Here is a 23,468-nt window from a genome sequence, read left to right on the forward strand (position 1 = left end):
AGTGAAATGTATGTTAAAAGTGAATGAAAATGATTTCTCCTATCGCTTCGGTGATAACGGGCCGAAATATTTAATACAAGGTCCGAATATTGATCTTGGCCTTGTTGTCATTCAGCCTGGGCAGGAGTTTCAAAATCACTTTCATACGACGTGCGAGGAAGTCTTTTATGCATTAGAAGGTGAAATTGATTTCTATGTGAATAACGAAAGAGTTCCGATTAAACAAGGCGATGTATTGCAAGTTCGCCCTCATGAATCTCACTATCTTATTAACCATTCTGATAAACCTTTTAAAGCAGTTTTTATAAAGTCACCACATTTACCAAATAAAGATACGGTACAAACGGAAAATCCAACATTAACGAAGGAGTGATTTCAAATGACTTGGGGATTTAAAAATCGATTAAACACAATCTTACCTGATGGCAGAGCGGTTATGTTAGCGATAGATCACGGCTACTTTTTAGGACCAATTCACGGCCTAGAACAACCGCTGGAAACGGTTAAAAACTTACTTCCTTATACAGATTCCCTCTTTTTGACGCGTGGTGTACTTAGCTCTTGTATTCCTGAAAACTGCAGCACACCGATGGTTATGCGTGTTTCAGGTGGAGCTACTGTCGTCGGTAAAGATTTAGCGAATGAAACAATTGTTACACCTGTAAAAGAAGCAGTAAAACAAAATGCAATTGGCGTCGGCGTTTCAGTTTTCGTCGGATCCGACTATGAAACACAAACAGTTTCAAATCTCGCAAATGTAGTTTCAGAAGCTCACGATTACGGTCTGCCAGTACTCGGCATTACCGCTGTTGCAAAAGAACTACAAAAACGTGAAGCTCGCTTTCTAGCACTTGCTTCCCGCGTATGCGTTGAAATGGGAGCTGACATTATTAAAACGTATTACTGCGAAGGATTCGAAAAAATTACAAGCACTTGCCCTGCCCCAGTCGTCATCGCTGGCGGACCAAAATTAGACTCAATTGAAGACGCATTAAACATTACGTACAATGCACTGCAAGAAGGTGCAATCGGAGTAGACATGGGCCGAAATATTTGGCAATCTGAACATCCTGCTGCGATGATTCAAGCAATTCATGGTATCGTGAAGAATGGATTGAATGTGAAAGAGGCACTCCAATTATACGAAGATGTAAAAAATTAAAATAAACGACAGACTATTACACTTAAATATATACAAAATCAATACTTACTATAAGAAAAAGCCTCTATGTTAGATTACTAAGTAACCTAACATAGAGGCTTTCTTTTACATTTTTTTGTTCCTGATTTGGTCAGATTTCTACAAATCGCGTACGTTCCAAACAATCTCACCGCGCTCCCCCCACGTACTGTGATGCCGATGAAACCCTATCTTTTCTAATACCCGGAAAGACGCCGTATTCCAAGCGCCTACAGTTGACCAAAGTCTTTGGCGCCCCGTAGCAATCGCAGCCTCTAGCACTGCTGATGCTGCCTCTGTCGCATAACCATTACGATGAGCACTTTGGAACAATTCGTATGCAATTTCCGGCTCTTCAAGCGTGGAACGACCGATGATTAAGCCACAGTATCCGATAAAATCCCCTTCTTCTCGCCTACGTATAGTAAGAAGAGAAATACCATTTTCAGTTGCTTTCTTGCGCATTTCAATAAGGGCGCTACGAACAGATTCAACAGTTGGCATATCCACACCACGTTCACCAATTAATTTTCTAAGCCAGACTGCATCGGATTCCTCCCACATATTCAGATCGAGTCGTTCTGTTTTCAGCTGGAACGCCATATCTTTAAAAACAGCTGTCATAGCCGTAACCTCCTATTCATATCACTGCACTACTTATAATAGTTTCGTACTTTACCATATGGAAAACCTGCTTCATTCTCTAAATTTTCTTGCATCAGCATACAAAATTGTTATTTTATACATAAGCAATTCCGCTGCTAAATAGACCTTGTAATGAAACTTCATTTTAAGTCTACAATATTTGATTTATGAATGATTTTAGATTTACACTTAATATTTACATTTAAAAATGTATCGTCATTTCGCTGACTAAAATCCGTTTATTTTTACTTTTATGTCCCTTAAAATAATCAAGCCCCTTTCCAAACTGGATAAGGGGCTTGATTGACATCTTCAAACAATTACTCTTGTTAATCGCTATTGAACTTTCTTACCGTCTTTATAGTCAAGGCAGGACACTTCAATTAACAATCCATTAAACATTGAAAAATAAAAACCATAACTACTACCTCTCATAGAATACGGTGCCTTTTCTATTTCAATGCCTCCAGCTACTAATCGATTATATGCTTGATCAACTTCACTTGAAGTATCGACTAAAAAACCAATATGAAAAGCTTCGGGATACATCACTTCCTTATTCCCCTTAAATGCTTTTGGATCGCTTAACACAAGTATAAATCCACTCTCATCACTCATTACTACTAGCGCCTTTCCCTTTTGCTCTAAAAATTGAAAATCAAAAAATGTTTCAAAGAAATGTCTCGCTTCTAATAAATCATCAACACATAGATTCAAGTGATTCAACTTCATTCGCTCATCTCCTTTTAAGCAGAGGGTATATAGACTCATTTTCATAACATTTAAATATGTAAGGAAAGATATTCAAGCGTTCCGTCTAAGACTATGCTTTATAGTCTAATACTTTTTTCTATAGTCTAGAACGTTTTTTAAGACTGCAATTCCATAAACCGTTCGACGTGAAATACTATTTTACCTATATAAAATAGCCACATTATTTATTTTTCAAATTGTGTAAAACCCAATCAATCAAGAAAATTGCTGAAGAGATACGCTCTGTCGTATCCCCTAAAAATAATTTATGAAGTAATGTCTCCAATTGAATTGGTTTATTAGGCAACACTTGAATATACCTTAAAACAGATCCCGCTGGCGGTGTAGGTTTGTTATTAATAGCCCATATCCCTTCTAACAATGTCCAAGTTGACGTATGAACAATGTATGAAGCTTTTAACTCATCATGTGCTTTCATAGCAGACTGAATTTTAATGAGCGAACTACGCAACCAATGAGAAATACCTTTCACTTTGTCACTAGAAACACGATAGTTTTCAAATTCATATGCAGCTATTTCCTTTAACTTTTTCAACTCATTGCTTCTATCAAACAAAATTTCCCCTTCTAAAAATGTGTATAGTTCCATCGGGTTGTTTTTTAAGTTTACTAGTATTTGATTAACATCTGCATACTTATATTCAACTAAAATACCTTCTCTCGTTTCAGAATGAAATTTTTTCTTTTGTCCTTCTTCTAAAAGAATATAGAAATCTAAATCCGAATCAGGATATGCATCGCCTCTTGCGACAGATCCGATAAGCATACATCCAGTTACCTTATCTATTGATAAGATTTCAGCTACTATTGTTTGCACTAATTTTTTATGTTGTTCATGTTTAATAGATGTTTGTGTTTCTAACATTTGTAACCTCCAAACATATTATTATGGAGTTATTCCTCCCCTAAATATATTGTACTTTTCTTATAATCTCCTACATACTTATTCAACGATTGTCAGTTCATATACAATTGCGTCTTCACTACTTTTTGTTTGATCTTGAATCGTAACAATATCTCCAGCTTTTATTTTCGAAGCATTCACTACTTTTACCATCTCTGGCGGAACATATCCTCCATTGTTCTCTTTATTTAGTGGTAACCACTTTACTGATTTATCAGTCGCTTCTAAAATTTTATATTTAATTGTACCATCATATTTTATTTCACCAACAAGATCTTTTACTAATGTTGGTGTATATTTACCCTCTTCTTTTTTCAAAGAGATATGATCACCTATATCTAGGATACCGTTTCTTTTAGGCGCCTTCCATTTTGTTGGGTTTAAATCATTTAAACTTACTTTCACACTATCTTCTTTATTTGAACTATCATCTTTTAGAAATATTTCATTATAATTCTTATCAAGAATAATATACTCCTTCTGCTCTACTATTTTTGCACTGCTTTCACGTTTTTCTTCCTCATTCTTAGATACTTCTTCTTTCACATTATTATTACTACACGCTGATAATAACGTTGTCGCTAAAGCTGTCATTAGTAACATATTCTTCACTTCATTTACCTCCATTTATAACGAAACAATAAATCATATATCACATCCATATTTTACTATACATCAAAAAAAGAGGATATTTGTTTATTACTAAACAAATATCCTCTACTTTTATATATATTACGACTGTTGATAAGCCGCTTTCGATGATTTTACATAATAAACTGCGTGATCAACGTTAATGATATGATCTGGTTTTGGTTTGCCACGGCTCGCTCTATGTCCTGCTAAATGTTCTTCACTTGTTTCCCAGTTTTTCCATGCTTCTTCAGATTCCCAGCGAATCATAACGACAACTTCTTCATCGCCGCGTCTTACTTTTTTCACAAGAACACTTAAGTCGATGAACCCTTGAAATTTTTCAATAATACCTTCTCCAGTGAAACGTTCTACAACTATATTTGATGTACCTTCTTTTACTGTAAATGTTTTCGTTTCAATAAACATATAATCCACTCCCTCTTCTTATTACGAATACTAGTATTCTTCTATTATAGTTGATTATGATAATTATTTTCAATTAAAAAGTTTTAATTGTTTGAATTAAGCTGTTTTCTCTTCAACAGCTTCATCTAAAAATTTGAAATAAGGAAGGAATAATCCTATTAAAGAAGTAACACATATAATCGCACCGATAATAAAGTATAGTGCTCTTATTCCCCACATTTCACTTAATATGCCTCCTAATAACACACCTAACGGCATAGAAGATCGTATGAAAAATAAACGCACTGAAAATATTTGTCCTATCATATTGTTTGGTACTGTTTGTTGGCAAATTGTTGTGTTATGAACATTGAAAAATGAAATACAAATACCTGCAACTACTTCAATGAACACCGCAATTACTATACTATGATTGAACCCTAGAGAAATGTATGTAAGTCCTCCTATAAACAATCCACCAAGCATAAGTATACGCCGGCTTTTACACGTTACTTTTCCGACTAGTATAGATCCAACTACATAGCCAAACGGGAAACCAGCCATAAAATAACCAAACTCCGCATATCCCGCTGACAGCTCATCTTTTATATAAGGAAGATTTGTAACCAACGTTACCCCAACCCCAAATTGCACGAAAGTAAGAAAAATACCTAGCCAAACGATAACTGGTTTTGTGAAAAAATATGTAAAACCGTGCAGAAACTGTTCTAACCACGTTTTCCGAATGGGTTGTGTTGTTCTCCTCTCTTTTATATTAAGTAATAATGCACCACTAACAAATAGACAAATACATACGCAAGATAATGTAAGTTCTGTTCCAATCAAATGAATGATTACTCCGCCTAATACCGGCCCAAGAAACATCATCAGACGAGCCATTCCATCAATAGACGCATTTGCGTCTTGAAGCTGTTCTTTACATACAATGCTCGATGTAATTGCTTGACTTGCAGGTGTATACAGCGGCGTAATAAGTCCAATTATTATTTGGACGGCATATACGTGCCAAACTTCTATACTACTAGTAAGTAACATGACTAACGGCAGTAAGAAGATCGAAGCTCGCACCCATTGCGAAAATATCATAATCCACTTCCGGCTCCATTTATCAATAAATGGGCCACTTATTAGTTGTAGTATGAGTGACGGGATAAAGTATAGTAACCACATACTACTTAATGCTGTTTTTGACCCTGTTAATTCATAAACAAGAATCGAATTACATAACGTTCCGAAAGCCCCGCCTAACTCTGAAATTGCACTGCCAATCCACATATAAAAGAACGAACGGTTTTTCAATACATTTTTCAATTTCATACACCAACTTTTCTACTAGATTCCTCCCTCTATGTGCATTCTAGTTGCATATTATCTATTTAAAAACGCGTCTAATTCTTTCGCTAACGACTGTACTGCTTTCTTTCTCAATACATATTTCCCCTCATGTATATCAACTAACTTCGCTGCACGTAACAATTTCAAATGGTGATGTACAGTCGATTTACCGAGTTGCAGTCTTTCTGTAATTTCCTGCAATGTTCGTTCTTTTTCAAACAACATTTTTACAATGCGTAATCTCGCCTCATCTCCAAGAGCTTTATGCTTTTGAACTAAAAAATAATTCGGTTCATATAGATCTTCAGGATGGATGCTTTCGTTTGCGACTGGGTAATGAAATACTTTCGTATCTTCAATATCCGCCTCAATATTCCACGGTCTGTACGTCATTTGCGGGATAAGAAGTACATTATGAACACTTGGTTCTGGCATATAGTTCACACCGCCAGTCGCCCACTCGACAAACTCTTCTGATTTCATCTTTTTATTCATTTCATTTTTCGCTTCATAATCTCGTTTTAATATAGATAGTATTTGCTCTTCCTCTTTCTGAATAACACTCTCATACCAACCTGTCATAACAGCGATTAAATGAGATTTCAGCACTTGTACATGAACATCACATATAAAACGAATATACGTAGAGAAAAATGGATGATCTTGTGTCAGTTCCTCTAGTTCATGTATTGCAGTTACGTCCCCACTTGCTGCTAAATGTCTTTGCCCTTCATACTTCTCACCTAAAAACGGTAAACATATATACTTCAAATCTACTTCTGAAAGCAAATCGATTTTAGCATGAAACTGTGATAAGTCCTGAAACTCTCCCTTATACAACAACTGAAGCAACGCTTTCCACGTATTATTTTCTTCTACAAACTGTAAGTGCTCTCTCATTTCTTCTGTTAATGATTCCTTAATTTCTTCCCATTCATTTTGACTCTTTTCAAGAGTATCGATTAACCTTTTATGAGTAATTGCCGCAATGCCAAGCCCGCATTCGAAAAGTATCGAATATTTTACTTGAACGTTATAAGTTTCCCTCTTTCTACTCGTTATGTGATAGACCTCCATTTTTATCCCCTCCTTGTTTGCTATATATCAAATTCTACTTTTATCGAATTTCACCTTCTATATTTTTAGAATTAACAAAATTTAAGTTAAAATACATTCATTCTAAATTAAGAAGAATAGGAGCTTTTTTATATACAAATAATAACTTTCAAGGAGTTGTTGACATGCATTTCATATTGAATATGTTAGGGATTTTCATTGTAATCTTATTCGTTTTCCTCTGTTCGCCTAATAAAAAACAAATAAAATGGAGACCAATCGTTATTCTAATCATATTGGAGCTCTTTATTACGTGGTTTATGTTAGGCACGAAGCTCGGCAGTATTATCATTAATAAAATCGCGTCATTTTTCAGTTGGCTACTAGCATGCGCGAATGAAGGTATTCGGTTTGCCTTTCCTTCAGCTATGGAAAATCAAACCGTTGATTTCTTCTTTAGTGCATTACTTCCTATCATTTTTGTTATCACGTTCTTTGATATTCTTTCGTACTTCGGAATCTTAACTTGGATTATTGATAAAGTAGGTGCAGTTATTTCAAAGATTTCTCGTTTACCAAAGTTAGAAAGCTTCTTTTCGATTCAAATGATGTTTTTAGGAAACACTGAAGCACTTGCGGTTGTTCGTGATCAATTATCCGTTTTAAAAGAAAATCGTTTATTAACTTTTGGAATTATGAGTATGAGTAGCGTTAGCGGATCCATTCTTGGCGCTTATTTATCAATGGTTCCGGCAACATATATTTTCAGCGCAATCCCTTTAAACTGTATTAACGCATTAATTTTAGCCAATGTATTAAATCCTGTGGAAGTTTCAAAAGAAGAAGATGTCGTATATACACCTGCAAAAGATGAAAAAAAGGATTTCTTTTCTACTATTTCAAACAGTATGTTAGTTGGAATGAATATGGTTATCGTTATTTTAGCTATGGTAATTGGTTATGTAGCATTAACTGCATGTTTAAATGGGATTTTGGGCTTTTTTGTAACAGGTTTAACAATTGAAAAAATCTTCTCCATTATCTTTAGTCCTTTTGCTTTTTTACTCGGTTTATCTGGCAAGGATGCTATGTATGTAGCTGAATTAATGGGGATCAAAATAACGACGAATGAATTTGTTGCAATGATGGATTTAAAATCGGACCTAAAGTCGTTACAGCCACATACGATTGCGGTTGCAACTACATTTCTAGCTTCTTTTGCTAACTTTAGTACAGTAGGTATGATCTACGGAACTTACAATTCATTATTTGGCGGAGAAAAATCATCCATAATCGGTAAAAATGTTTGGAAGCTTCTTGTTAGCGGGATGGCAGTTTCCTTATTAAGCGCTATGCTCGTTGGGCTTTTTGTATGGTAAATAATCTTTAAAATAAAAGACACCCAAGCTAATTGAGTGTCTTTTATTTTTATTTTCGAATCTGACCATTTCCACGAATCACATATTTTGTAGAAGTTAATGCAGGAAGTCCCATTGGTCCCCTTACATGTAGCTTTTGTGTACTTATACCAATCTCTGCTCCAAATCCGAATTCAGATCCATCAGTAAAACGAGTGGATGCATTATGATACAGTGCCGCCGCATCAACAGATGTGAAGAACTTATTGACGTTTTCCTCGTCCTCTGTAATAATCGCTTCGGAATGCATAGATCCATACGTATTTATGTGATGAATCGCTTCTTCTATAGAAGAAACTACTTTCACTGCCAGCGTGAGTGATAAAAATTCTGTACCCCAGTCTTCTTCTGAAGCAAGTACAGTTGAAGAATCAATTGCCAGTGCATTCTGATCTCCACGTAACTCCACGCCTTTTTCCTTCAAAGATGAAAACAACTCGCTACCAAATTGCTGCGCCCACTTCTCATGAAGTACAATCGTTTCAATGGCATTACATACAGATGGACGCTGCGTTTTTGCATTTATAATAATATCAATTGCCATTTGTTTATCCGCTGTTTCATCAATCAAAATATGACAATTTCCTGCACCCGTTTCAAGTACTGGAACAGATGCTTCTCTCACTACCGTATCAATTAATTGTTTGCCGCCTCTTGGAATAAGAACGTCTAGGTAATCATTCATTGTAAACAACTGCTTTGCGCTATCCCGCGTTGTATCTTCTATAAGTTGTACACTTTCTGGAGACAAACTTGTTTGTTTGAGCGCTCGGTGAATAACGGCAACGATGGCTTTGTTAGAATTGATAGCAGAAGAACTACCACGTAATATAACTGCGTTTCCTGTTTTTAAACAAATTGTAGCAGCATCTACCGTTACATTTGGCCTTGCCTCGTAAATCATCCCAACAACACCAAGTGGTACACGCATCTCCTGAATAGATAATCCATTTGGTCGCTCCCATTTACTTACACATTCTCCAACAGGATCACGTAATTCAATTAACTGCTTAATTCCCTCTGCCATATCAATAATACGCTGCTCATTCAGCATAAGACGATCAAGGAGAGAATCGGAAAATCCTTTCGCCTTACCTTCTTCAATATCCCGTTTGTTTTCCTCTAAAATATAAGCTGTTTCTACTATTAACTGATCCGCAATAGCAGCAAGTGCTTCATTTTTTTGACTTGTAGATTTTAGTACAAGTTCTCTAGCAATTTCTTTCGCTTTTTTTCCCTTTTCCAACACTTCATTCATCTTTTTTTCCCCCTTTTTAACATCACTATTCTTAAAGTGAAACCCAATAATCTCTATGAATGACTTCATAATTATGCCTATCGCCTCTTGCTTGAATATCTTGGCTTTGCATACCTTTTACATCTCTTAGTTCCTCAGCACTATATGTGCATTGCCCTTTTCCGATGACGCGCCCTTGTTGCGTCATTACTTCTACGACATCGCCAACTTTGAAAAATCCTGACACATTCGTAACGCCAGCAGGAAGAAGACTCTTACCATGTTGAATGATAGCAGTAGCTGCTCCGGCGTCTATTTCAATTTGTCCGCTAACAAGTGAATGCAAGGCGATCCATTGCTTGTTCATCTTCATTTCTTTTTGAGGAGCATTACCGATATACGTTCCATCACCTTTTCCCTTCAAAACATCTACAAATTTCTCTTGTCCACGTCCAGTTCCGATAAATACACTTACGCCGAGAGAAAGTGCTGTCTTCGCAGCATCAATTTTTGATTTCATACCGCCAGTCCCAAGTTTTGAACCAGCATCTCCTGCAAGAGAAGCGATTTCTTCCGTAACTTCAGGAAGGGAATAATATTTTTTCGCATCCTCATTTTTCTGAGGATTTTTGTCATATAGACCGTTCACATCCGTAAAAATCATAAGCGAATCCGCCGAAACAAGTCCGCTAACTAAAGCTGACAGCATATCATTATCACCGAACGTTAGCTCTTCTAAAGAGATGGAATCATTTTCATTTATGATTGGAAGAGCGGAACGGTTTAGTAACTCTCCTAAAGTAGCGTAAGCATTACTATATTGTTCTTTTCTAGAAAAATCACTTCTCGTCAGCAATAATTGCGCAGTAACGATACCATATTTACGAAATTCCTCCGTGTACGCCTGCATTAACAAACTTTGTCCGACAGCTGCAGCAGCCTGTTTTCCTTTAATTGTCACAGGTCTGCTAGGATATCCTAGAGCCGAAAAACCTGCAGCGACAGCCCCAGATGTAATTAACAAAACTTCATGCCCTTCATCTTTCAATCGAGCCAATGCGGCAACGTGATCTGAAAGTTGTTCTTTAGAAATGCCTCCGTGACTATCTGCCAAGGAACTACTCCCAATCTTTACAACAATTCGTTGTTTTTTCACTTTTTTATCCCCCAAGTCTAAAATCAAAGTTTTTTATAAATTACACTTCTATTTATACAGCTTGCAGCGATTCTATTCTTTTCAATGCTGCGCCTAGCCTATTTAAGAGCAAAATAAAAATGACCGCTTCGCCCTTAATAAAATAAAAAGGACGAAACGGTCATTGTTCCGCGGTACCACCTTAATTGATATACATAGATATCCACTTGGCGCCTATAACGCAGGCGAACGCCTAAACTTTCATTTAAGACTCAGGGATAGGTTCGATATATTCTATACGAGGAATCTTTCAGCCGGTGAATTCCACTCTCTTTCGCAAGAAGACATATGTACTATTTCCCTTCAACGATTTTCGGTTTAATTTTTTATATTATGCGATATAGTTTGATTTGGTGTCAAGAAGTATTTTTAAAAATAAATAGAGCGGCAAGTTACTTGCATGAAATTATTGATCTACTGAATGAAAATATAAATCGATATAAGTTTAACTCATATTCATAAACATAATACCTTAAATTATAGTGTATATATTTACAGAATGTCGAATATAATTGTTTTTTATCTTTTAGTGTTGCAAAAAGGAATATATTCTCTTAGAATGTTTCTTTATATTGCATGGAGATGTCATTGTTATTTTAAGATAACAATTTCAAAAGAATATAATTTATTATAAAAGGAGCAAGATTGAGTTATTATGGATAAACAAATTGGATTCATCGGTTGCGGAAATATGGGAATGGCTATGATTGGTGGGATGCTAAACAAAAAGATAGTGTCTGCAAATAATATTATTTGTTCGGATTTAAACAATACGAATTTAAAAAATGCTAGTGAAAAATATGGGCTAACTACAACTACTGACAACAATGAAGTAGCTAAAAATGCTGATATTTTAATTTTATCAATTAAACCAGACCTATACGCATCAATCATTAACGAAATAAAAGAAGTAATCAAAAATGATGTTATCGTCGTAACGATCGCTGCCGGGAAAAACATTAAAAGTACTGAAGAAGCTTTTGCTAAAAAATTAAAGGTTGTAAGAGTAATGCCTAACACCCCTGCTCTTGTTGGAGAAGGTATGTCTGCGCTATGCCCTAATGAAGTGGTGACAGAAAAAGATTTAGAAGATGTGCTAAACATTTTCAATAGCTTTGGTCAAACAGAGATCGTAAGCGAAAAATTAATGGACGTTGTAACATCTGTAAGTGGTTCGTCGCCAGCATACGTATATATGATTATAGAGGCGATGGCAGATGCTGCTGTACTAGAAGGTATGCCTAGAAATCAAGCATATAAATTCGCAGCTCAATCTGTATTGGGCTCTGCAAAAATGGTACTAGAAACAGGCATACATCCAGGTGAATTGAAAGATATGGTGTGTTCTCCTGGCGGAACAACGATAGAAGCTGTAGCAACATTAGAGGAAAAAGGATTACGAACTGCAATTATTTCAGCAATGCAGCGCTGTACACAAAAGTCTGTTGAACTATCTGGTCAAACGAAAAAGTAAAACGATAAAAGAGATTACGTTAGCTATAAATTCACATGAGTTCAACTAGAAAATAGTGGATTACATACTCTCCGGTTTTCACTAAATAATAAATGGACAAACTCATAGATGCTTGAGTTTGTCCGTTCTTTTGATTATACTACAATAATTTTATTTATATCTTCTTTTGAAATTTTAGTTTTACCCCTTCCTTATTCCCTACTATGATTGTGTAATTTTATTAGAAACTAATAATTTTTCAATGCATTTCGGTAACATATCTAATAGCGTTTCAAATGCGTAATTTACATCTAAACGTTCTGTCCATTGATGTGCATCTTTTCCTACCGGTCCCATATTTAATACTGGAACGTCAAACTCTTCCAATTCCTGAAGCGGAATCGAGTAACCTTTATCCCATAATGGCATATTGTCTACAAGTGAACTCATTGAATCTAGTGGATTCTGTAAGCCCACATAGCTCAAATCTGAAATTCCTCCAAAATAGTTTTGGTTTTTAAATGTAATGTTATGATTGTAGTGAGCATACTTTTCCATTTCTGCAACTACTTCTTTAATTAACAAGTTGTTGCGTGAACTTACAGCTGGATAATATGGCGGAGCAAAGAAAAGTACAATCATCGGAGCCTTTTCTTTACATAAAATAGCTAGTTTATCTACTAAATCAATTGTTACCGCACGATCATCTTGATCTTCTCTATTTTTTATTATACTAGATTGAATATCATCTATTTTCTCTTGCCCATGTTGTTCAATTGCATAAGCGATAAGCTCTTCATACGTTAAAACATTTACTTTCATATTAGGCGGTATAAACGGATTATATTTAGAAAAACGATATGCTTGCTTTTCATATGATTCTTCTATTTTCTCTGCTACTTTCGTTACTTTTTGACGTAACAATGAAACGACATCTGTCATCGTTTTTTCTAGTAAAAACAAATTGAACAATGTGACGGCACGATGCGGAATTTGTACAGAATAATCCTCCTTTAAGTCCCGTTGAAGTAAGTTAGTTGGCGGAGGACTCGCTTCTCCTTCTACAACATCACAAAGGTCCGTATTCAATTCTAATTCAGCCGTTAATAAAGCAGCCATATAACTCCCATTTAAACCTGCAAATGGTTCACCTACATGAGTTTCTTTGCCATAGCAAAGAAATCCAGGTAACACTTTACCAATAGAACCAGTATAAATATACTTATTTTGGTCACCAGGATGTCGTGAAAACATAGGCTCTGAATTTAATACCGTTTTATAATCTAAATCGTGTTCTCTTGCTAACTCTAATAATCTTGGAACAGCAGCCCTCATCCCCACCGAGTTCACTTCTTCATCTGGAACAGCTACTAAAAGAACATTTCCGTCAAATCTTCCTACACAAGCTTGCTCAATCATTGCCATTTGTAATGCGAGGCCGCATTTCATGTCCATTGTTCCTCTACCAAATAGCCAATCCCCTTGTTCTATATCTTCACGTACTTGATCTGGTAGTTCATCTTTATGAGAATAAAACATAGACGTTAACTTTTTAGGATTGAATGCATTTTCTTTCCACACTCCGTAATCTTGTACATCTACAACATCAAAGTGACTAACTAGAATTACTGTATTTTTCGTACTATCGCTTTTCTTTACTAGGGCTGTAACAAAAAATCGTCCGTCCCCCGTCGGATTTTTTTGCAAATGATGTGGGTTTTCTTTGAAGTACTGTAAATCAGATAATTGCTCCACAACAAAGTCTGGCAATATCACTTCGGCTTCTGTACCTGTAATACTAGGAATTTCAACAAGACTGCTTAATAATTGAATCAATTGTTCTTTTGATTGCCACTTTGACATGTAACCCCCTCCTATTTTTCCGCATTATGAAAATGAATTCCAGTATATGAATAAAAAATGACGACAGTTATCAAAATTATAGTTCTGATGTACTGCCGATTTTTATTGATATTTCATGAGCTGCTTGTTTTACCTTACTAATAAGAAAAGATAGTCGATCATCATTTATGCGATGACTAATTAACCCAACACTTAATGCTCCTACTACTTTATGATTAAATCCGATAATAGGTGCAGCTACTGAAGCTGTCCCTTCTGTTTTTTCACCATAACTTACCGCATATCCTTCAGTTTTTATTTGCTTTATTTGATCTAAAAGAATGTGCTTTTGTTCTGGTAATGAAGAAAGTAAATGTTCTACAATATGTTCCATTTCATTCGTTTTCATATTGGCAAGCATCGTTTTATTTGCGGCACCAATTGAAAGTGGAATTTGTTCCCCTAAGTTATCAATAACTCGAATTTTTAAAGGGCTATCCATTCTTTCAATGATAATAGAATGTGTGCCATTTGGAATGTTCAAATAAACACTTTCTTCCACTTCAGAGGCTAACCGCTTCATCACTTCTCTTGCAACCGATCTGTAGTCTACCTTCTCCAGTTGACGTAATCCTATTTCCATCCACATTGGCCCAATTTTGTACTGTTTCGTTTCTGAAATTTGCGTAACTAACCCATGCTCGATTAAAGAGTTAAGTAATCTATGTACTGTACTAACGGGGAGATGTGTTCTGTCCGCAATATCAGAAATAGCCCAATACTCTTTTTCATTTGTAGAATTTAACAACTTTATAATACTTATCGCTCTATCAATGGACTGTACCATAACTCACCTCAACTTGACTTGTAATATATTAGTACGCTCAATTACCTATCAATTTAACAAAAATTTAAAATGAAATCAATCTGTTTATTCAATTTTCTAAAAATAAAAATATACTAACGACAATAATTTGAAAGCTTAATCAAAAAAATATTAACTTTTCTTTTTTAATTACCTGAAAATTAAACTATGGCTGTGATTAAACTCCAATTAGGATTTGAACTCCCCTCATAAAAACTATTATTTAAATAAAAACTCTCCTTAAATAAAAAGAATTAAGGAGAGTCTTTTATAAACGATAAAATTATAGTTCAGATTTCACCCGAACAGAAACATTATTTTTAATTATATTTTTGACTTCTTTAAAGCTAACAAAATTGTTACTTTTCTCATCCCAAAGACGGAAGCGAAGTGAACGTAAGCTTGTAAAATGAAGTGGCTCCTGCCTTTCTAAAGAAATTCTCATCACGAGGAATCCCTTTAAACGCTTTAATTATGACGATCGCTATTTCTGCTTTTTCTCTTTTGACGAGCGTTGTAGCTGCCGAAATAGTTTACTTATGGTTAATTTCCATTTCTGGCGTCATAACTATAATTGTTTGGATGTCAATTTGTGTTTCTCAATTCTTTTTCCGTAAACATTATTTAGCCGAAGGTGGAAAATTACAAGACTTAAAATTCAAAACTCCACTTTATCCTCTCGTACCAATTCTTGGATTTGGATTGTATGGCATTATATTAATCAGTCTTATCTTTATCCCTGAACAACGACTTGGAATCTATTGCACTGTACCATTTATCATCTTTTGCTACACCTACTATCACTTTAAAGTTAAGAAAAGAATTTCTGCTAATACTCATAGTGAAACTAAAATTAGTGAGACTATGTAATACTATACTTATATATAAAAGACCGCACATGGCTTTCAATTCATATGCGGTCTTTTATCTTTTATCATTTTCACTTTTTCTTTCGTTCCTTCATTTCCCTTTACTTTTGGAAGACAAGTCAGTATTTCTATACTCTTTTTCTTTGATTTCAAGTTATGCGAAGAATGATGTCTGTATCATTTCAACAGTCCATACTACTAGCAATTTTGATTTCTTACTGTTTATAAGTTAATAATTTTCCTTACTATCACTGTTTTGATATATTGAATATATAAAGCCAAAAAATTCAAAAATAGACAGGGGTTATCTACGATGATAAAAGGTTTCGGGGGAATATTTTGGAGAACTAAAAATATTGATGTTATAAAAAAATGGTACAGCGAAGTGTTGAAAATTGAAATAGACAATTGGAATGGGACTGTGATTAAACCGCAATTAGGAAATGAAACTATTCTTTCTTTCTTTACCGAAGATGATAATTATTTTCCAACAGAACAGCAAGTGATGTTAAATTTCCAAGTACATAATATGAATGAGACTATTCAGCATCTTGAACATATTGGCGTACCGCTTGAAAAGAAAGAAGAAATTAGTGAATTCGGAAAGTTTATTTGGATTAAAGATCCTGAAGGTCGTCTAATTGAGCTTTGGGAGAAATAATAGCTTTTAATCTTTTACTATTAAATTAACAGCTACTTTAATTCCAGGTAGTAAATAAAAGCTTCTTATCTTTGTGAATTCTTATCTTTGTGAATTCTTATCTTTGTGAATTCTTATGTTTCAGATTCTATCCCATGCTCATCAAACTAAGGACATTTACAAAAAAGCTATTCTTACGAAAGAATAGCTTTTTGCCTTTTTTTCAAATATTATTCTATAAGTATTTTCTACTATCCCCCTTTGCTATTAATTATCGGCGGATGTATGAACAGTCATAATAATATAAAATAATTCATAACTCCCCAAATTGTTAACATAATATATTTACGGTTACCTTATATTTTTGCCTAAGTACGAGCATTTCCTAACCCTCTTCGATTACATTTTAAATTATTTAAGTTTTCTTCTTATCAGACATCTTTTATTTAAACAAAAACTCCCCTTAAATCGAAAATGATTAAGGAGAGTTTTTTATATACGATGAAATTATAGTTCAGATTTCACTCGAACAGAAACATTGTTTTTAATTATTTTTTTGAATTCTTTAAAGGTAACAAAATTGTTACTTTTCTCATCCCAAAGACGAAAACGAAGTGATCGTAAGCTTGTAGCAAGTGTAATCGTTGGTACATTTTTTAACGGAAGCGTATTATTGTGTGCCTCTTCTAGTTTATAGTTAGGTACTCTTGGACTTAAATGGTGAACATGATGGAATCCAATATTACCAGTTAGAAATTGCAAGATTTTTGGAAGTTTATAAAATGAACTTCCTTCCACTGCCGCTTTCACATATTCCCAATCTTTATCCTCTTCAAAATAAGAATCCTCGAATGTGTGCTGTACGTAAAACAGCCAAATTCCTACTGAACCTGCTATTAAGAATATAGTGCCATGCACTAACAGAAACGATTGCCACCCAATTGCCCAGCAAAGTATAGCTATTAAAGCAACGATTATAATATTCGTCAAATAAGTATTCATACGTTCTTTCTGTCTAGCACCTTTTCGGTTAAATCTATTTTTAAGTAAGAAAACATAAATCGGACCTAATCCAAACATAACGAATGGATTGCGATATAAGCGATATGCTAAACGAAGTCTAAATGGCGCAGCTAAATATTCATCCACTGTAAGCGTCCAAATATCTCCTGTACCTCTCTTATCCAAATTACCACTTGTAGCGTGATGAATAGAATGCTCATGCCCCCATTGATCAAACGGGAATAAAGTTAACACACCCATACATGTCCCTACTATTCTATTCGCACGACGACTTTTAAAGAATGAATAATGGGTACAATCATGAAAAATAATGAAAATCCGTGTCATAAAACCGGCGGCTAACAGAGATGGAACTAACGATAACCAATAAGAAACGGACAAACTTTTATAAGCAAGGTACCATAAAATAATGAATGGCACGATTGTGTTAATAAGTTGCCACACACTTTTTTTAATCGTTGATTTTTCATAAGGAGCAACTTGTTTTTTTAAATTTTTAGTATTTTCTAATGTCATTGGTCTAATTCCTTTCCTTTATGTTGCTAATTCACATTATAGCATACTATTAGTATCAGGTGTTAAAAGTAGCTGTAATAAATATTATATAATATAAAAATCTCTTTTTTCTTACTCATTACTTACAAATTACTTACGGTCAAAAAAGCTTATATAATCGGACTGATGGAGCATTTCAATTATAAAAGAAACATCTATTTTTTCCAATAAATATATAAAAAAGCAGAGGACTTTTTCACTTCTGCACATCTTTTCATTTTTTTAAATGGTAATTTTTTCGATTTGTATTTATGTAACAGTTTTTTCTCACAAGAAGAAAAGAGCTGCCATAAGTCAGGTTTCACCGACTTATGGCAGCTCCTTTTCATTTTATTTTAGCGATGGATCCAAACTGCACCTGCAGACTTGTCTTCAGCTTGACCTACTACTTCAAACTTCAATCCAAGCTTCGGCAACTTACGCCCGGCATCTGGAATAACACTGTTGATGTATTGCTTAGAATCATCAAATTTTGCAACGCCTGGCAATCCTTTATAATCAAAGATACCGCGGGTTGGCGAATTTACTTTCCATGCTGGCGTTTGATCAAATGAGAATGCCGCATCGGCAATTTGATAACGCGTACTGCTCTTCACAGTTGGTTGTCCATTTAATGTTCCTACGATTGCCTCTGGATGAGAATCAACTACCCCAAGGAATCCTTCGCCTGGATGAACGCCTACCCAGTTATCTGTAAAGCTTTGATCCGCATACCATACAACCATTCCTGTATTAAATACTGGACCACGTGCATGTTGTAGCGCCGTGTCAGACCCAGCGTAATTTCGCCACTCGATATAGTAGTTATGTTTTTTCTGTTCAAATCCGTTAGACACAGTAAATCCTTTTAGCGTCATTGCTGGCTGGCCTTCTGCGTCATCAGAGAAAACAACTTTTCCATCTACAGTTAATGCTGCATTGTCTAACGCAAATCCTTTATAAGCTACTGCAATATCTGTTACATACTCAAATTGCAGTTTTACTTTCTTCCCTTTAAATTGGCTTAAATCATATGATTTATCAACCCACTTACCATCTGTTGTATCTACGCCGCCTTTTACATCTTTTTCGCCTATTCTATCAATACGTGTCTTCGTTCCATCTTCTGCAATCGCATTTACGTCAAGGAAATCATACTTCGCTTCCAATTCATAAAATGCCTTATAATCAAACTTAGCATCCGTTGCAGTCGTTAAGTCAAATACTGGTGTCTCTAGTGTTGTATGAATGTCATTTCCTTTTGTGCTGTAATAAAACTTCTTACCAAATGCTGATTCGATGTTTTTTATATCTTTGTCTGGCAAGTTAACACGAACGATTCCTGGTCGTTTTGATTTTGTAACACTTTGATCTAAAAATGTTGCAGTACCGATTCCTGTGCGCAGTTTATCATAATCTACCTCAACGATATTCGCCCAGTTACCCTTCATATTCTTTTGGAAAAACTCTTTATTTTGTGGCGAGAAACTTGTTGGCTCTGTTCCCGCAATTTTTCCAGCCCAGCTACCGCCGCTCATAAGGGACCATGATTCAACAGGTTCACCTTGCCCTGAATACTTTGTATCATATTCATCTGGTAAGCCTAAATCATGACCATACTCATGTGCAAACACACCAACTGCTCCGTCTTCAGGCTCGATTGTATAATCATATGCCGCCATCTTTCCGCCCCAATTTGAAACAGAAGATTTCGTACCATCTATCGCATATGGTTTTGATCCTAGTTTTGAACGATGAGACCAAATCGCATCATCTTTCAATTTACCACCGCCAGCTTCTTGACCTACGCCCGCATGTACAACCATTAGGTGGTCAATAATTCCATCTGGCTCGTTTTTATTTCCATCACCATCTTGATCGTATTGATCAAATTGATCATAATCAGCTAAATTAATGCCTTTTGCTACAGCTGCTTTTAATGCTTCTTTCACAAAATCGCGTGGCCCTAAAGGACCTTTATTATCATGACCAGTTCCCGCATCCGCACCATAATCTGAAGCTTTTCCTGGAACAGTAAGCCATTCGGTTACAGTGCCATCAACTGTGTAGCTTCCGCCAGATTGCTCCTCATAATATTGTTTAAAAGTGTTAATCTTCGATCCATCAAATAACGTAAATTGCTCATCACCAAATAACATTTTTTGATAATGTTCACGATTAAAGTCCTTAGAATACATGTAACCCGGTTCTTGATCAATATTATTATGCTTAAAATCGCTAAATTCTACGAGTAAAACAAGCACTTTATCTTTTCGAACAGCTCCATTGTACTCTTCTTGCTTCGCTGGTGTAGTAGGTACTTTTCCATTTAGTTTTCTAGAATTCAAACCTGCATCTTGTCCAGCCACTGGTCCTACTTCAGGTTGCTGCGCCTGTTCATTTTCCTTCATTTTTGTATCTTTTACTTTTTTCATAAAATCAGAAGCTTCTTGCGTAAGACTATCTCCTGTCAAGATTTCTTTCCCAGGGTTTTCCCCTTTCTTTTTCTCAACATAATTTTCGACAGCCTTTGATGTCTCAGCTTGTGATGCAGATTGATCAATTACTCCTCGTTGTTTCAGCGCTTCTGCCAAACGCTCTTCAGGTATTAAATGCTCATCAATTGGTAGAGATGGTGGCGTATCAGCATACGCTGCATGACTTCCAAAAGCAAAACTACTACTTAGTACTGCTGCTGTTGCTAAAACTGATAATGGTTTTAACTTCTTATTCTTTTTCAATGCATTTCCTCCCCAGTGTCTGCGAATTATCGTTTTTTTTGCCGATAGCAACATAATATTCGTTATAATACGAATATTCAATCTTTTTAGAAGACTAAAATGTTGAGAAATATTTTTGGAGGGTGAAAAACATACAATAGGTATATTTACAGGAAGTCTACTCTAGAAGTTATGATTCTCTTTCCTCTTTTTTTCGAGTAAAATCTCATTAAAAAAAAGCCAATTCCTAAGTACTAGCTAAGGAATTGGCTTTTTTTAATGAGAATATTTTATGAATAAATGGATTGCTTCTTCTGGTATATAGAACTTGCCATTGCTTTCTACAATGACACTACTTAATTCATATTCTTTATTCTTAATACGAATTATATTTTTATTTACAAAGAATTGAGCTTTTACATTATTACGTTTTACTATGAGCACCGGGTTTTCTGCATCAGTATTATCTATTGTTACTGTTGCACCTTTTCGTTTAAAGGCAAATTCACTCTCTACAAATAATTTGTTTGTTACTTCTTCTAAGTTAAAGTCCATTGCTTTCGCCATCGTCTTCGCAACGTCTGTGTTTTGAATCAAACCGTATGGCTTTTGAGGACCGTAAGAATATAAAAACACATCCTCACCTGTATGCCCTCCTGTTGTGAAGCCAATGTTCGCACGATTGGCTAATAATGTAGTAAGTATTGGACCCATATCCGATTTCTTTTTTGCTGCTTTTACTCTTTCTTTTTCATCATAAGTTAAATCGTCCAAACCGTATAATTTAGCTACATCTTCTACATTTGATAAATCAGATTTTAGGTTATTTGTAGCACCTTCAAGTGTCATTTTCGACTTTTTTAATGGACCAATGTATGCAGAGACTGGCGTAATATTATAGCCTTTTGTCGTATTCGCATTCCCAATAGAAATACCGCTGTTACCATGATCAGTTACAGCTATTAACATCGTATTACCGTCTTTTTTTGCAAATTCCAATGCTTCTGCAACTGCGTTATCAAATGCTAATACATCACTAATCATCCCTATTGGATCGTTCACATGAGCTGCCCAGTCTGGCTTACTTCCCTCTACAAATAAAAAGAAACCATCTTTTTCTTTTGATAGTGTTTGAATTGCTTTTTCCGTCATTTGAGAAAGTGTTGGTTGCTCCGGATTTGTTGCTTCACGATCCATATCAAACGCAAGAGCATTATGTGAGAAAGAGCCCCAAATTTTCTTAGATTTAGAGTTCAATAATGCATCTTTCGTTTCAACAAAGTCGTATCCTTTGTCTTGAATCACCTTTACTAAATCTTCACCATCTTTTCTTTTTATAGGTAGCAGTGCCTCTTTTCCCCCACCTAATACAACATCTATATTTTGATACACTTGCTGCTCCGCAATTACGTCAAAACGCTTACGGTTAATATGGTGAGCAGAAAATCCAGCGGGAGTAGCATGCTGAATTTCAGCTGTAGCAACTATTCCAGTTGCACGACCAGTGCGTTTAGCACCTTCTAGAACATTGGCAACTGGACGTAACTTGTCCTCTTCTTTTATTGATTTTAAGCCAGGTGAACTTACAATAGAAGGTAATATACCTACATATCCTGAATTCGATTTATTCCCCGTCGCTAAAGCTGTAGCTGCTGGGGCTGAGTCTGTTATAGCCGATTCCGCCGAATAGGTACGAACTCCTCCTGTTACCATTTCATCTAATGCAAGTGGTTTCCCTTTATACAAGCGAGCTAATGTCGTTGCTGAAGAACTCGTTCCGTCCATAACCATTATGATTACATTTTTCGGTTGCCGTTCTACTTGTTTCACCTTAGCTTCCACCGAATAATAATTCATCATGCTTTCAGTACATAACATACTTAGTGTGATTGTTCCTACTAACAGTAACTTCTTCATCAGTAAACCCAAATTCGACATTGTTGTTCCTCCGTATGTTTTACATTCATTTATATATGTTTTATTAGTCCCCAATTTTCATGAAGCTAACAATCATTACCTTCACTTTCTTTTATTAGTAAAGCAACGAACGGTACATATCATAGCTTTTTATGTTCAAATAACTAGAGACCACACCTTTTTTATAAAAACGTCTTATCATTCTCTTCACTAAAATTTGTTTCTCAATAAAAATCCGATTGAAATAAATAAGAATTTATTGTTAAACGATAAAATTTATGTTAAATTAAAATGATAATTTAAAAATGAGGTGCTTTATATGAAACAAGGATCAACACTCTTTTTAAAGACAGCAATTATCCTTATCGGTATTCCTGTTTTTGCTTTGTGTATATTTTTAATTCCTAATATCGGGAATTATGCAGCGGAATTGTACCCGGATATTGCATATATAAAATATCTTATTTTAATTAATCTATATGCAACGGTGATACCTTTTTATTTTGCTCTATATCAAGCCTTTAAACTTGTAAGCTACATTGACAAAGGTAACGCCTTCTCGAAATTATCTGTTAGAGCTTTAAAGAAGATTAAACAATGCGCTGTTACAATTAGTGTATTATATGTAATAGGTATGCCACTCTTCTATCTCATAGCGGAGAAAGATGACGCACCAGGTATTATTATAATAGGCATGCTCCTAATCTTTGCTTCAATGGTAATCGCAGTCTTTGCTGCCGTTCTCCAAAGACTTTTAAAAGATGCGATAGATATAAAATCAGAAAATGATTTAACGGTCTGA

At 35.2% G+C, this 23,468-nt stretch carries 20 protein-coding genes, 2 pseudogenes and 1 other annotated feature; of the genes and pseudogenes, 7 read left to right on the forward strand and 15 right to left on the reverse strand.

Features of this window, described 5'->3' with window-relative positions; all coding sequences use genetic code 11:
• The first annotated feature begins 10 nt into the window (after window positions 1–10).
• Window positions 11–373, forward strand: coding sequence for a cupin domain-containing protein (locus ILS93_RS02625; protein ID WP_064475623.1), 363 nt, complete (start codon window positions 11–13; stop codon window positions 371–373).
• A 6-nt stretch (window positions 374–379) separates the two neighbouring features.
• The gene (gene lsrF, locus ILS93_RS02630; RefSeq protein ID WP_000219778.1) at window positions 380–1,162 is read left to right on the forward strand and encodes a 3-hydroxy-5-phosphonooxypentane-2,4-dione thiolase; all 783 of its coding nucleotides are present in this window, start codon (window positions 380–382) and stop codon (window positions 1,160–1,162) included.
• A gap of 138 nt (window positions 1,163–1,300) precedes the next feature.
• Here lsrF and ILS93_RS02635 read toward each other — a convergent pair whose 3' ends face one another.
• The 7 genes from ILS93_RS02635 to ILS93_RS02665 all read right to left on the reverse strand — a co-directional run bounded on the left by ILS93_RS02635 (window position 1,301) and on the right by ILS93_RS02665 (window position 6,974).
• On the reverse strand, window positions 1,301–1,804 hold the full coding sequence (locus ILS93_RS02635; protein ID WP_064475624.1) for a GNAT family N-acetyltransferase: 504 nt from the start codon (window positions 1,802–1,804) through the stop codon (window positions 1,301–1,303).
• Window positions 1,805–2,161: 357 nt separating this feature from the next.
• Complete coding sequence (locus tag ILS93_RS02640; RefSeq protein WP_064475625.1) at window positions 2,162–2,557, reverse strand: VOC family protein; 396 nt, start codon at window positions 2,555–2,557, stop codon at window positions 2,162–2,164.
• 202 nt (window positions 2,558–2,759) lie between these two features.
• The gene (locus tag ILS93_RS02645) at window positions 2,760–3,464 is read right to left on the reverse strand and encodes a nucleotidyltransferase domain-containing protein (protein ID WP_098102486.1); all 705 of its coding nucleotides are present in this window, start codon (window positions 3,462–3,464) and stop codon (window positions 2,760–2,762) included.
• A 78-nt stretch (window positions 3,465–3,542) separates the two neighbouring features.
• Window positions 3,543–4,130 (reverse strand): hypothetical protein, encoded by a 588-nt coding sequence (locus ILS93_RS02650; protein WP_098102487.1) that lies wholly within the window; start codon window positions 4,128–4,130, stop codon window positions 3,543–3,545.
• Between the two features lie 105 nt (window positions 4,131–4,235).
• Window positions 4,236–4,562 carry a heme-degrading monooxygenase HmoA gene (gene hmoA / locus ILS93_RS02655; protein ID WP_064475628.1) on the reverse strand — a complete coding sequence of 109 codons (327 nt, stop codon included), beginning with the start codon at window positions 4,560–4,562 and terminating at the stop codon, window positions 4,236–4,238.
• A 96-nt stretch (window positions 4,563–4,658) separates the two neighbouring features.
• Entirely contained in the window at window positions 4,659–5,879 is a 1,221-nt protein-coding gene (locus tag ILS93_RS02660) for an MFS transporter (protein WP_098102488.1), read from the reverse strand.
• 51 nt (window positions 5,880–5,930) lie between these two features.
• Window positions 5,931–6,974: an ArsR/SmtB family transcription factor gene (locus ILS93_RS02665; protein ID WP_098102489.1), complete on the reverse strand. Its 1,044-nt coding sequence runs from the start codon at window positions 6,972–6,974 to the stop codon at window positions 5,931–5,933.
• A 164-nt stretch (window positions 6,975–7,138) separates the two neighbouring features.
• On the opposite strand from ILS93_RS02665, the gene ILS93_RS02670 reads away from it, so the two are divergent.
• On the forward strand, window positions 7,139–8,332 hold the full coding sequence (locus tag ILS93_RS02670; protein ID WP_222659879.1) for a NupC/NupG family nucleoside CNT transporter: 1,194 nt from the start codon (window positions 7,139–7,141) through the stop codon (window positions 8,330–8,332).
• A gap of 49 nt (window positions 8,333–8,381) precedes the next feature.
• On the opposite strand, the gene ILS93_RS02675 is transcribed toward ILS93_RS02670, so the two are convergent.
• Window positions 8,382–9,629, reverse strand: a complete 1,248-nt coding sequence (locus tag ILS93_RS02675; RefSeq protein WP_149174156.1) for a glutamate-5-semialdehyde dehydrogenase — start codon at window positions 9,627–9,629, stop codon at window positions 8,382–8,384.
• Window positions 9,630–9,660: 31 nt separating this feature from the next.
• Window positions 9,661–10,764 (reverse strand): glutamate 5-kinase, encoded by a 1,104-nt coding sequence (gene proB, locus ILS93_RS02680; RefSeq protein ID WP_222659881.1) that lies wholly within the window; start codon window positions 10,762–10,764, stop codon window positions 9,661–9,663.
• Window positions 10,765–10,908: 144 nt separating this feature from the next.
• Window positions 10,909–11,119 (reverse strand) — a binding site (T-box leader).
• A gap of 339 nt (window positions 11,120–11,458) precedes the next feature.
• Between proB and proC the strand changes: the two genes are divergently transcribed.
• Window positions 11,459–12,277, forward strand: coding sequence for a pyrroline-5-carboxylate reductase (gene proC, locus ILS93_RS02685; protein ID WP_222659883.1), 819 nt, complete (start codon window positions 11,459–11,461; stop codon window positions 12,275–12,277).
• A 201-nt stretch (window positions 12,278–12,478) separates the two neighbouring features.
• On the opposite strand, the gene ILS93_RS02690 is transcribed toward proC, so the two are convergent.
• The 3 genes and pseudogenes from ILS93_RS02690 to ILS93_RS02700 form a co-directional block, all read right to left on the reverse strand.
• Complete coding sequence (locus ILS93_RS02690) at window positions 12,479–14,119, reverse strand: M20/M25/M40 family metallo-hydrolase (RefSeq protein WP_222659885.1); 1,641 nt, start codon at window positions 14,117–14,119, stop codon at window positions 12,479–12,481.
• Window positions 14,120–14,195: 76 nt separating this feature from the next.
• On the reverse strand, window positions 14,196–14,945 hold the full coding sequence (locus ILS93_RS02695; RefSeq protein ID WP_000250770.1) for an IclR family transcriptional regulator: 750 nt from the start codon (window positions 14,943–14,945) through the stop codon (window positions 14,196–14,198).
• Window positions 14,946–15,246: 301 nt separating this feature from the next.
• Window positions 15,247–15,369, reverse strand: a pseudogene (locus ILS93_RS02700) (fatty acid desaturase); the annotation flags it as partial.
• Window positions 15,370–15,371: 2 nt separating this feature from the next.
• Here ILS93_RS02700 and ILS93_RS02705 point away from each other — a divergent pair.
• Both ILS93_RS02705 and ILS93_RS02710 read left to right on the forward strand, forming a co-directional pair.
• A pseudogene (locus tag ILS93_RS02705) lies at window positions 15,372–15,833 on the forward strand (amino acid permease); the annotation flags it as partial.
• A 312-nt stretch (window positions 15,834–16,145) separates the two neighbouring features.
• Window positions 16,146–16,493 (forward strand): VOC family protein, encoded by a 348-nt coding sequence (locus tag ILS93_RS02710; protein ID WP_064475637.1) that lies wholly within the window; start codon window positions 16,146–16,148, stop codon window positions 16,491–16,493.
• Between the two features lie 486 nt (window positions 16,494–16,979).
• Here ILS93_RS02710 and desA read toward each other — a convergent pair whose 3' ends face one another.
• The 3 genes from desA to ILS93_RS02725 form a co-directional block, all read right to left on the reverse strand.
• Complete coding sequence (gene desA / locus ILS93_RS02715) at window positions 16,980–18,011, reverse strand: Delta(5) desaturase DesA (RefSeq protein ID WP_064475638.1); 1,032 nt, start codon at window positions 18,009–18,011, stop codon at window positions 16,980–16,982.
• A gap of 374 nt (window positions 18,012–18,385) precedes the next feature.
• Window positions 18,386–20,770 carry an immune inhibitor A domain-containing protein gene (locus ILS93_RS02720; protein ID WP_222659887.1) on the reverse strand — a complete coding sequence of 795 codons (2,385 nt, stop codon included), beginning with the start codon at window positions 20,768–20,770 and terminating at the stop codon, window positions 18,386–18,388.
• A 255-nt stretch (window positions 20,771–21,025) separates the two neighbouring features.
• A complete protein-coding gene (locus ILS93_RS02725) occupies window positions 21,026–22,687 on the reverse strand; it encodes an alkaline phosphatase (RefSeq protein WP_222659889.1) in 1,662 nt (553 codons plus the stop codon).
• Between the two features lie 298 nt (window positions 22,688–22,985).
• Here ILS93_RS02725 and ILS93_RS02730 point away from each other — a divergent pair, with 298 nt between their 5' ends.
• Window positions 22,986–23,468, forward strand: coding sequence for a DUF2975 domain-containing protein (locus ILS93_RS02730; RefSeq protein ID WP_064475641.1), 483 nt, complete (start codon window positions 22,986–22,988; stop codon window positions 23,466–23,468).

Source organism: Bacillus sp. 16GRE42 (assembly GCF_019837435.1).
Classification (GTDB): domain Bacteria; phylum Bacillota; class Bacilli; order Bacillales; family Bacillaceae_G; genus Bacillus_A; species Bacillus_A wiedmannii.

What these genes read in the sequence shown, in the direction of transcription:
- ILS93_RS02675 (WP_149174156.1), bottom strand. Translation starts at nt 9,629, where the DNA reads ATGAATGAAGTGTTGGAAAAGGGAAAAAAAGCGAAAGAAATTGCTAGA.
- ILS93_RS02710 (WP_064475637.1), top strand. Translation starts at nt 16,146, where the DNA reads ATGATAAAAGGTTTCGGGGGAATATTTTGGAGAACTAAAAATATTGAT.
- ILS93_RS02660 (WP_098102488.1), bottom strand. Translation starts at nt 5,879, where the DNA reads ATGAAATTGAAAAATGTATTGAAAAACCGTTCGTTCTTTTATATGTGG.
- ILS93_RS02625 (WP_064475623.1), top strand. Translation starts at nt 11, where the DNA reads ATGTTAAAAGTGAATGAAAATGATTTCTCCTATCGCTTCGGTGATAAC.
- ILS93_RS02725 (WP_222659889.1), bottom strand. Translation starts at nt 22,687, where the DNA reads ATGTCGAATTTGGGTTTACTGATGAAGAAGTTACTGTTAGTAGGAACA.
- ILS93_RS02695 (WP_000250770.1), bottom strand. Translation starts at nt 14,945, where the DNA reads ATGGTACAGTCCATTGATAGAGCGATAAGTATTATAAAGTTGTTAAAT.
- ILS93_RS02635 (WP_064475624.1), bottom strand. Translation starts at nt 1,804, where the DNA reads ATGACAGCTGTTTTTAAAGATATGGCGTTCCAGCTGAAAACAGAACGA.
- ILS93_RS02645 (WP_098102486.1), bottom strand. Translation starts at nt 3,464, where the DNA reads ATGTTAGAAACACAAACATCTATTAAACATGAACAACATAAAAAATTA.
- desA (WP_064475638.1), bottom strand. Translation starts at nt 18,011, where the DNA reads ATGACATTAGAAAATACTAAAAATTTAAAAAAACAAGTTGCTCCTTAT.
- ILS93_RS02670 (WP_222659879.1), top strand. Translation starts at nt 7,139, where the DNA reads ATGCATTTCATATTGAATATGTTAGGGATTTTCATTGTAATCTTATTC.
- ILS93_RS02730 (WP_064475641.1), top strand. Translation starts at nt 22,986, where the DNA reads ATGAAACAAGGATCAACACTCTTTTTAAAGACAGCAATTATCCTTATC.
- ILS93_RS02650 (WP_098102487.1), bottom strand. Translation starts at nt 4,130, where the DNA reads ATGGAGGTAAATGAAGTGAAGAATATGTTACTAATGACAGCTTTAGCG.
- proC (WP_222659883.1), top strand. Translation starts at nt 11,459, where the DNA reads ATGGATAAACAAATTGGATTCATCGGTTGCGGAAATATGGGAATGGCT.
- ILS93_RS02690 (WP_222659885.1), bottom strand. Translation starts at nt 14,119, where the DNA reads ATGTCAAAGTGGCAATCAAAAGAACAATTGATTCAATTATTAAGCAGT.
- hmoA (WP_064475628.1), bottom strand. Translation starts at nt 4,562, where the DNA reads ATGTTTATTGAAACGAAAACATTTACAGTAAAAGAAGGTACATCAAAT.
- lsrF (WP_000219778.1), top strand. Translation starts at nt 380, where the DNA reads ATGACTTGGGGATTTAAAAATCGATTAAACACAATCTTACCTGATGGC.
- ILS93_RS02665 (WP_098102489.1), bottom strand. Translation starts at nt 6,974, where the DNA reads ATGGAGGTCTATCACATAACGAGTAGAAAGAGGGAAACTTATAACGTT.
- ILS93_RS02640 (WP_064475625.1), bottom strand. Translation starts at nt 2,557, where the DNA reads ATGAAGTTGAATCACTTGAATCTATGTGTTGATGATTTATTAGAAGCG.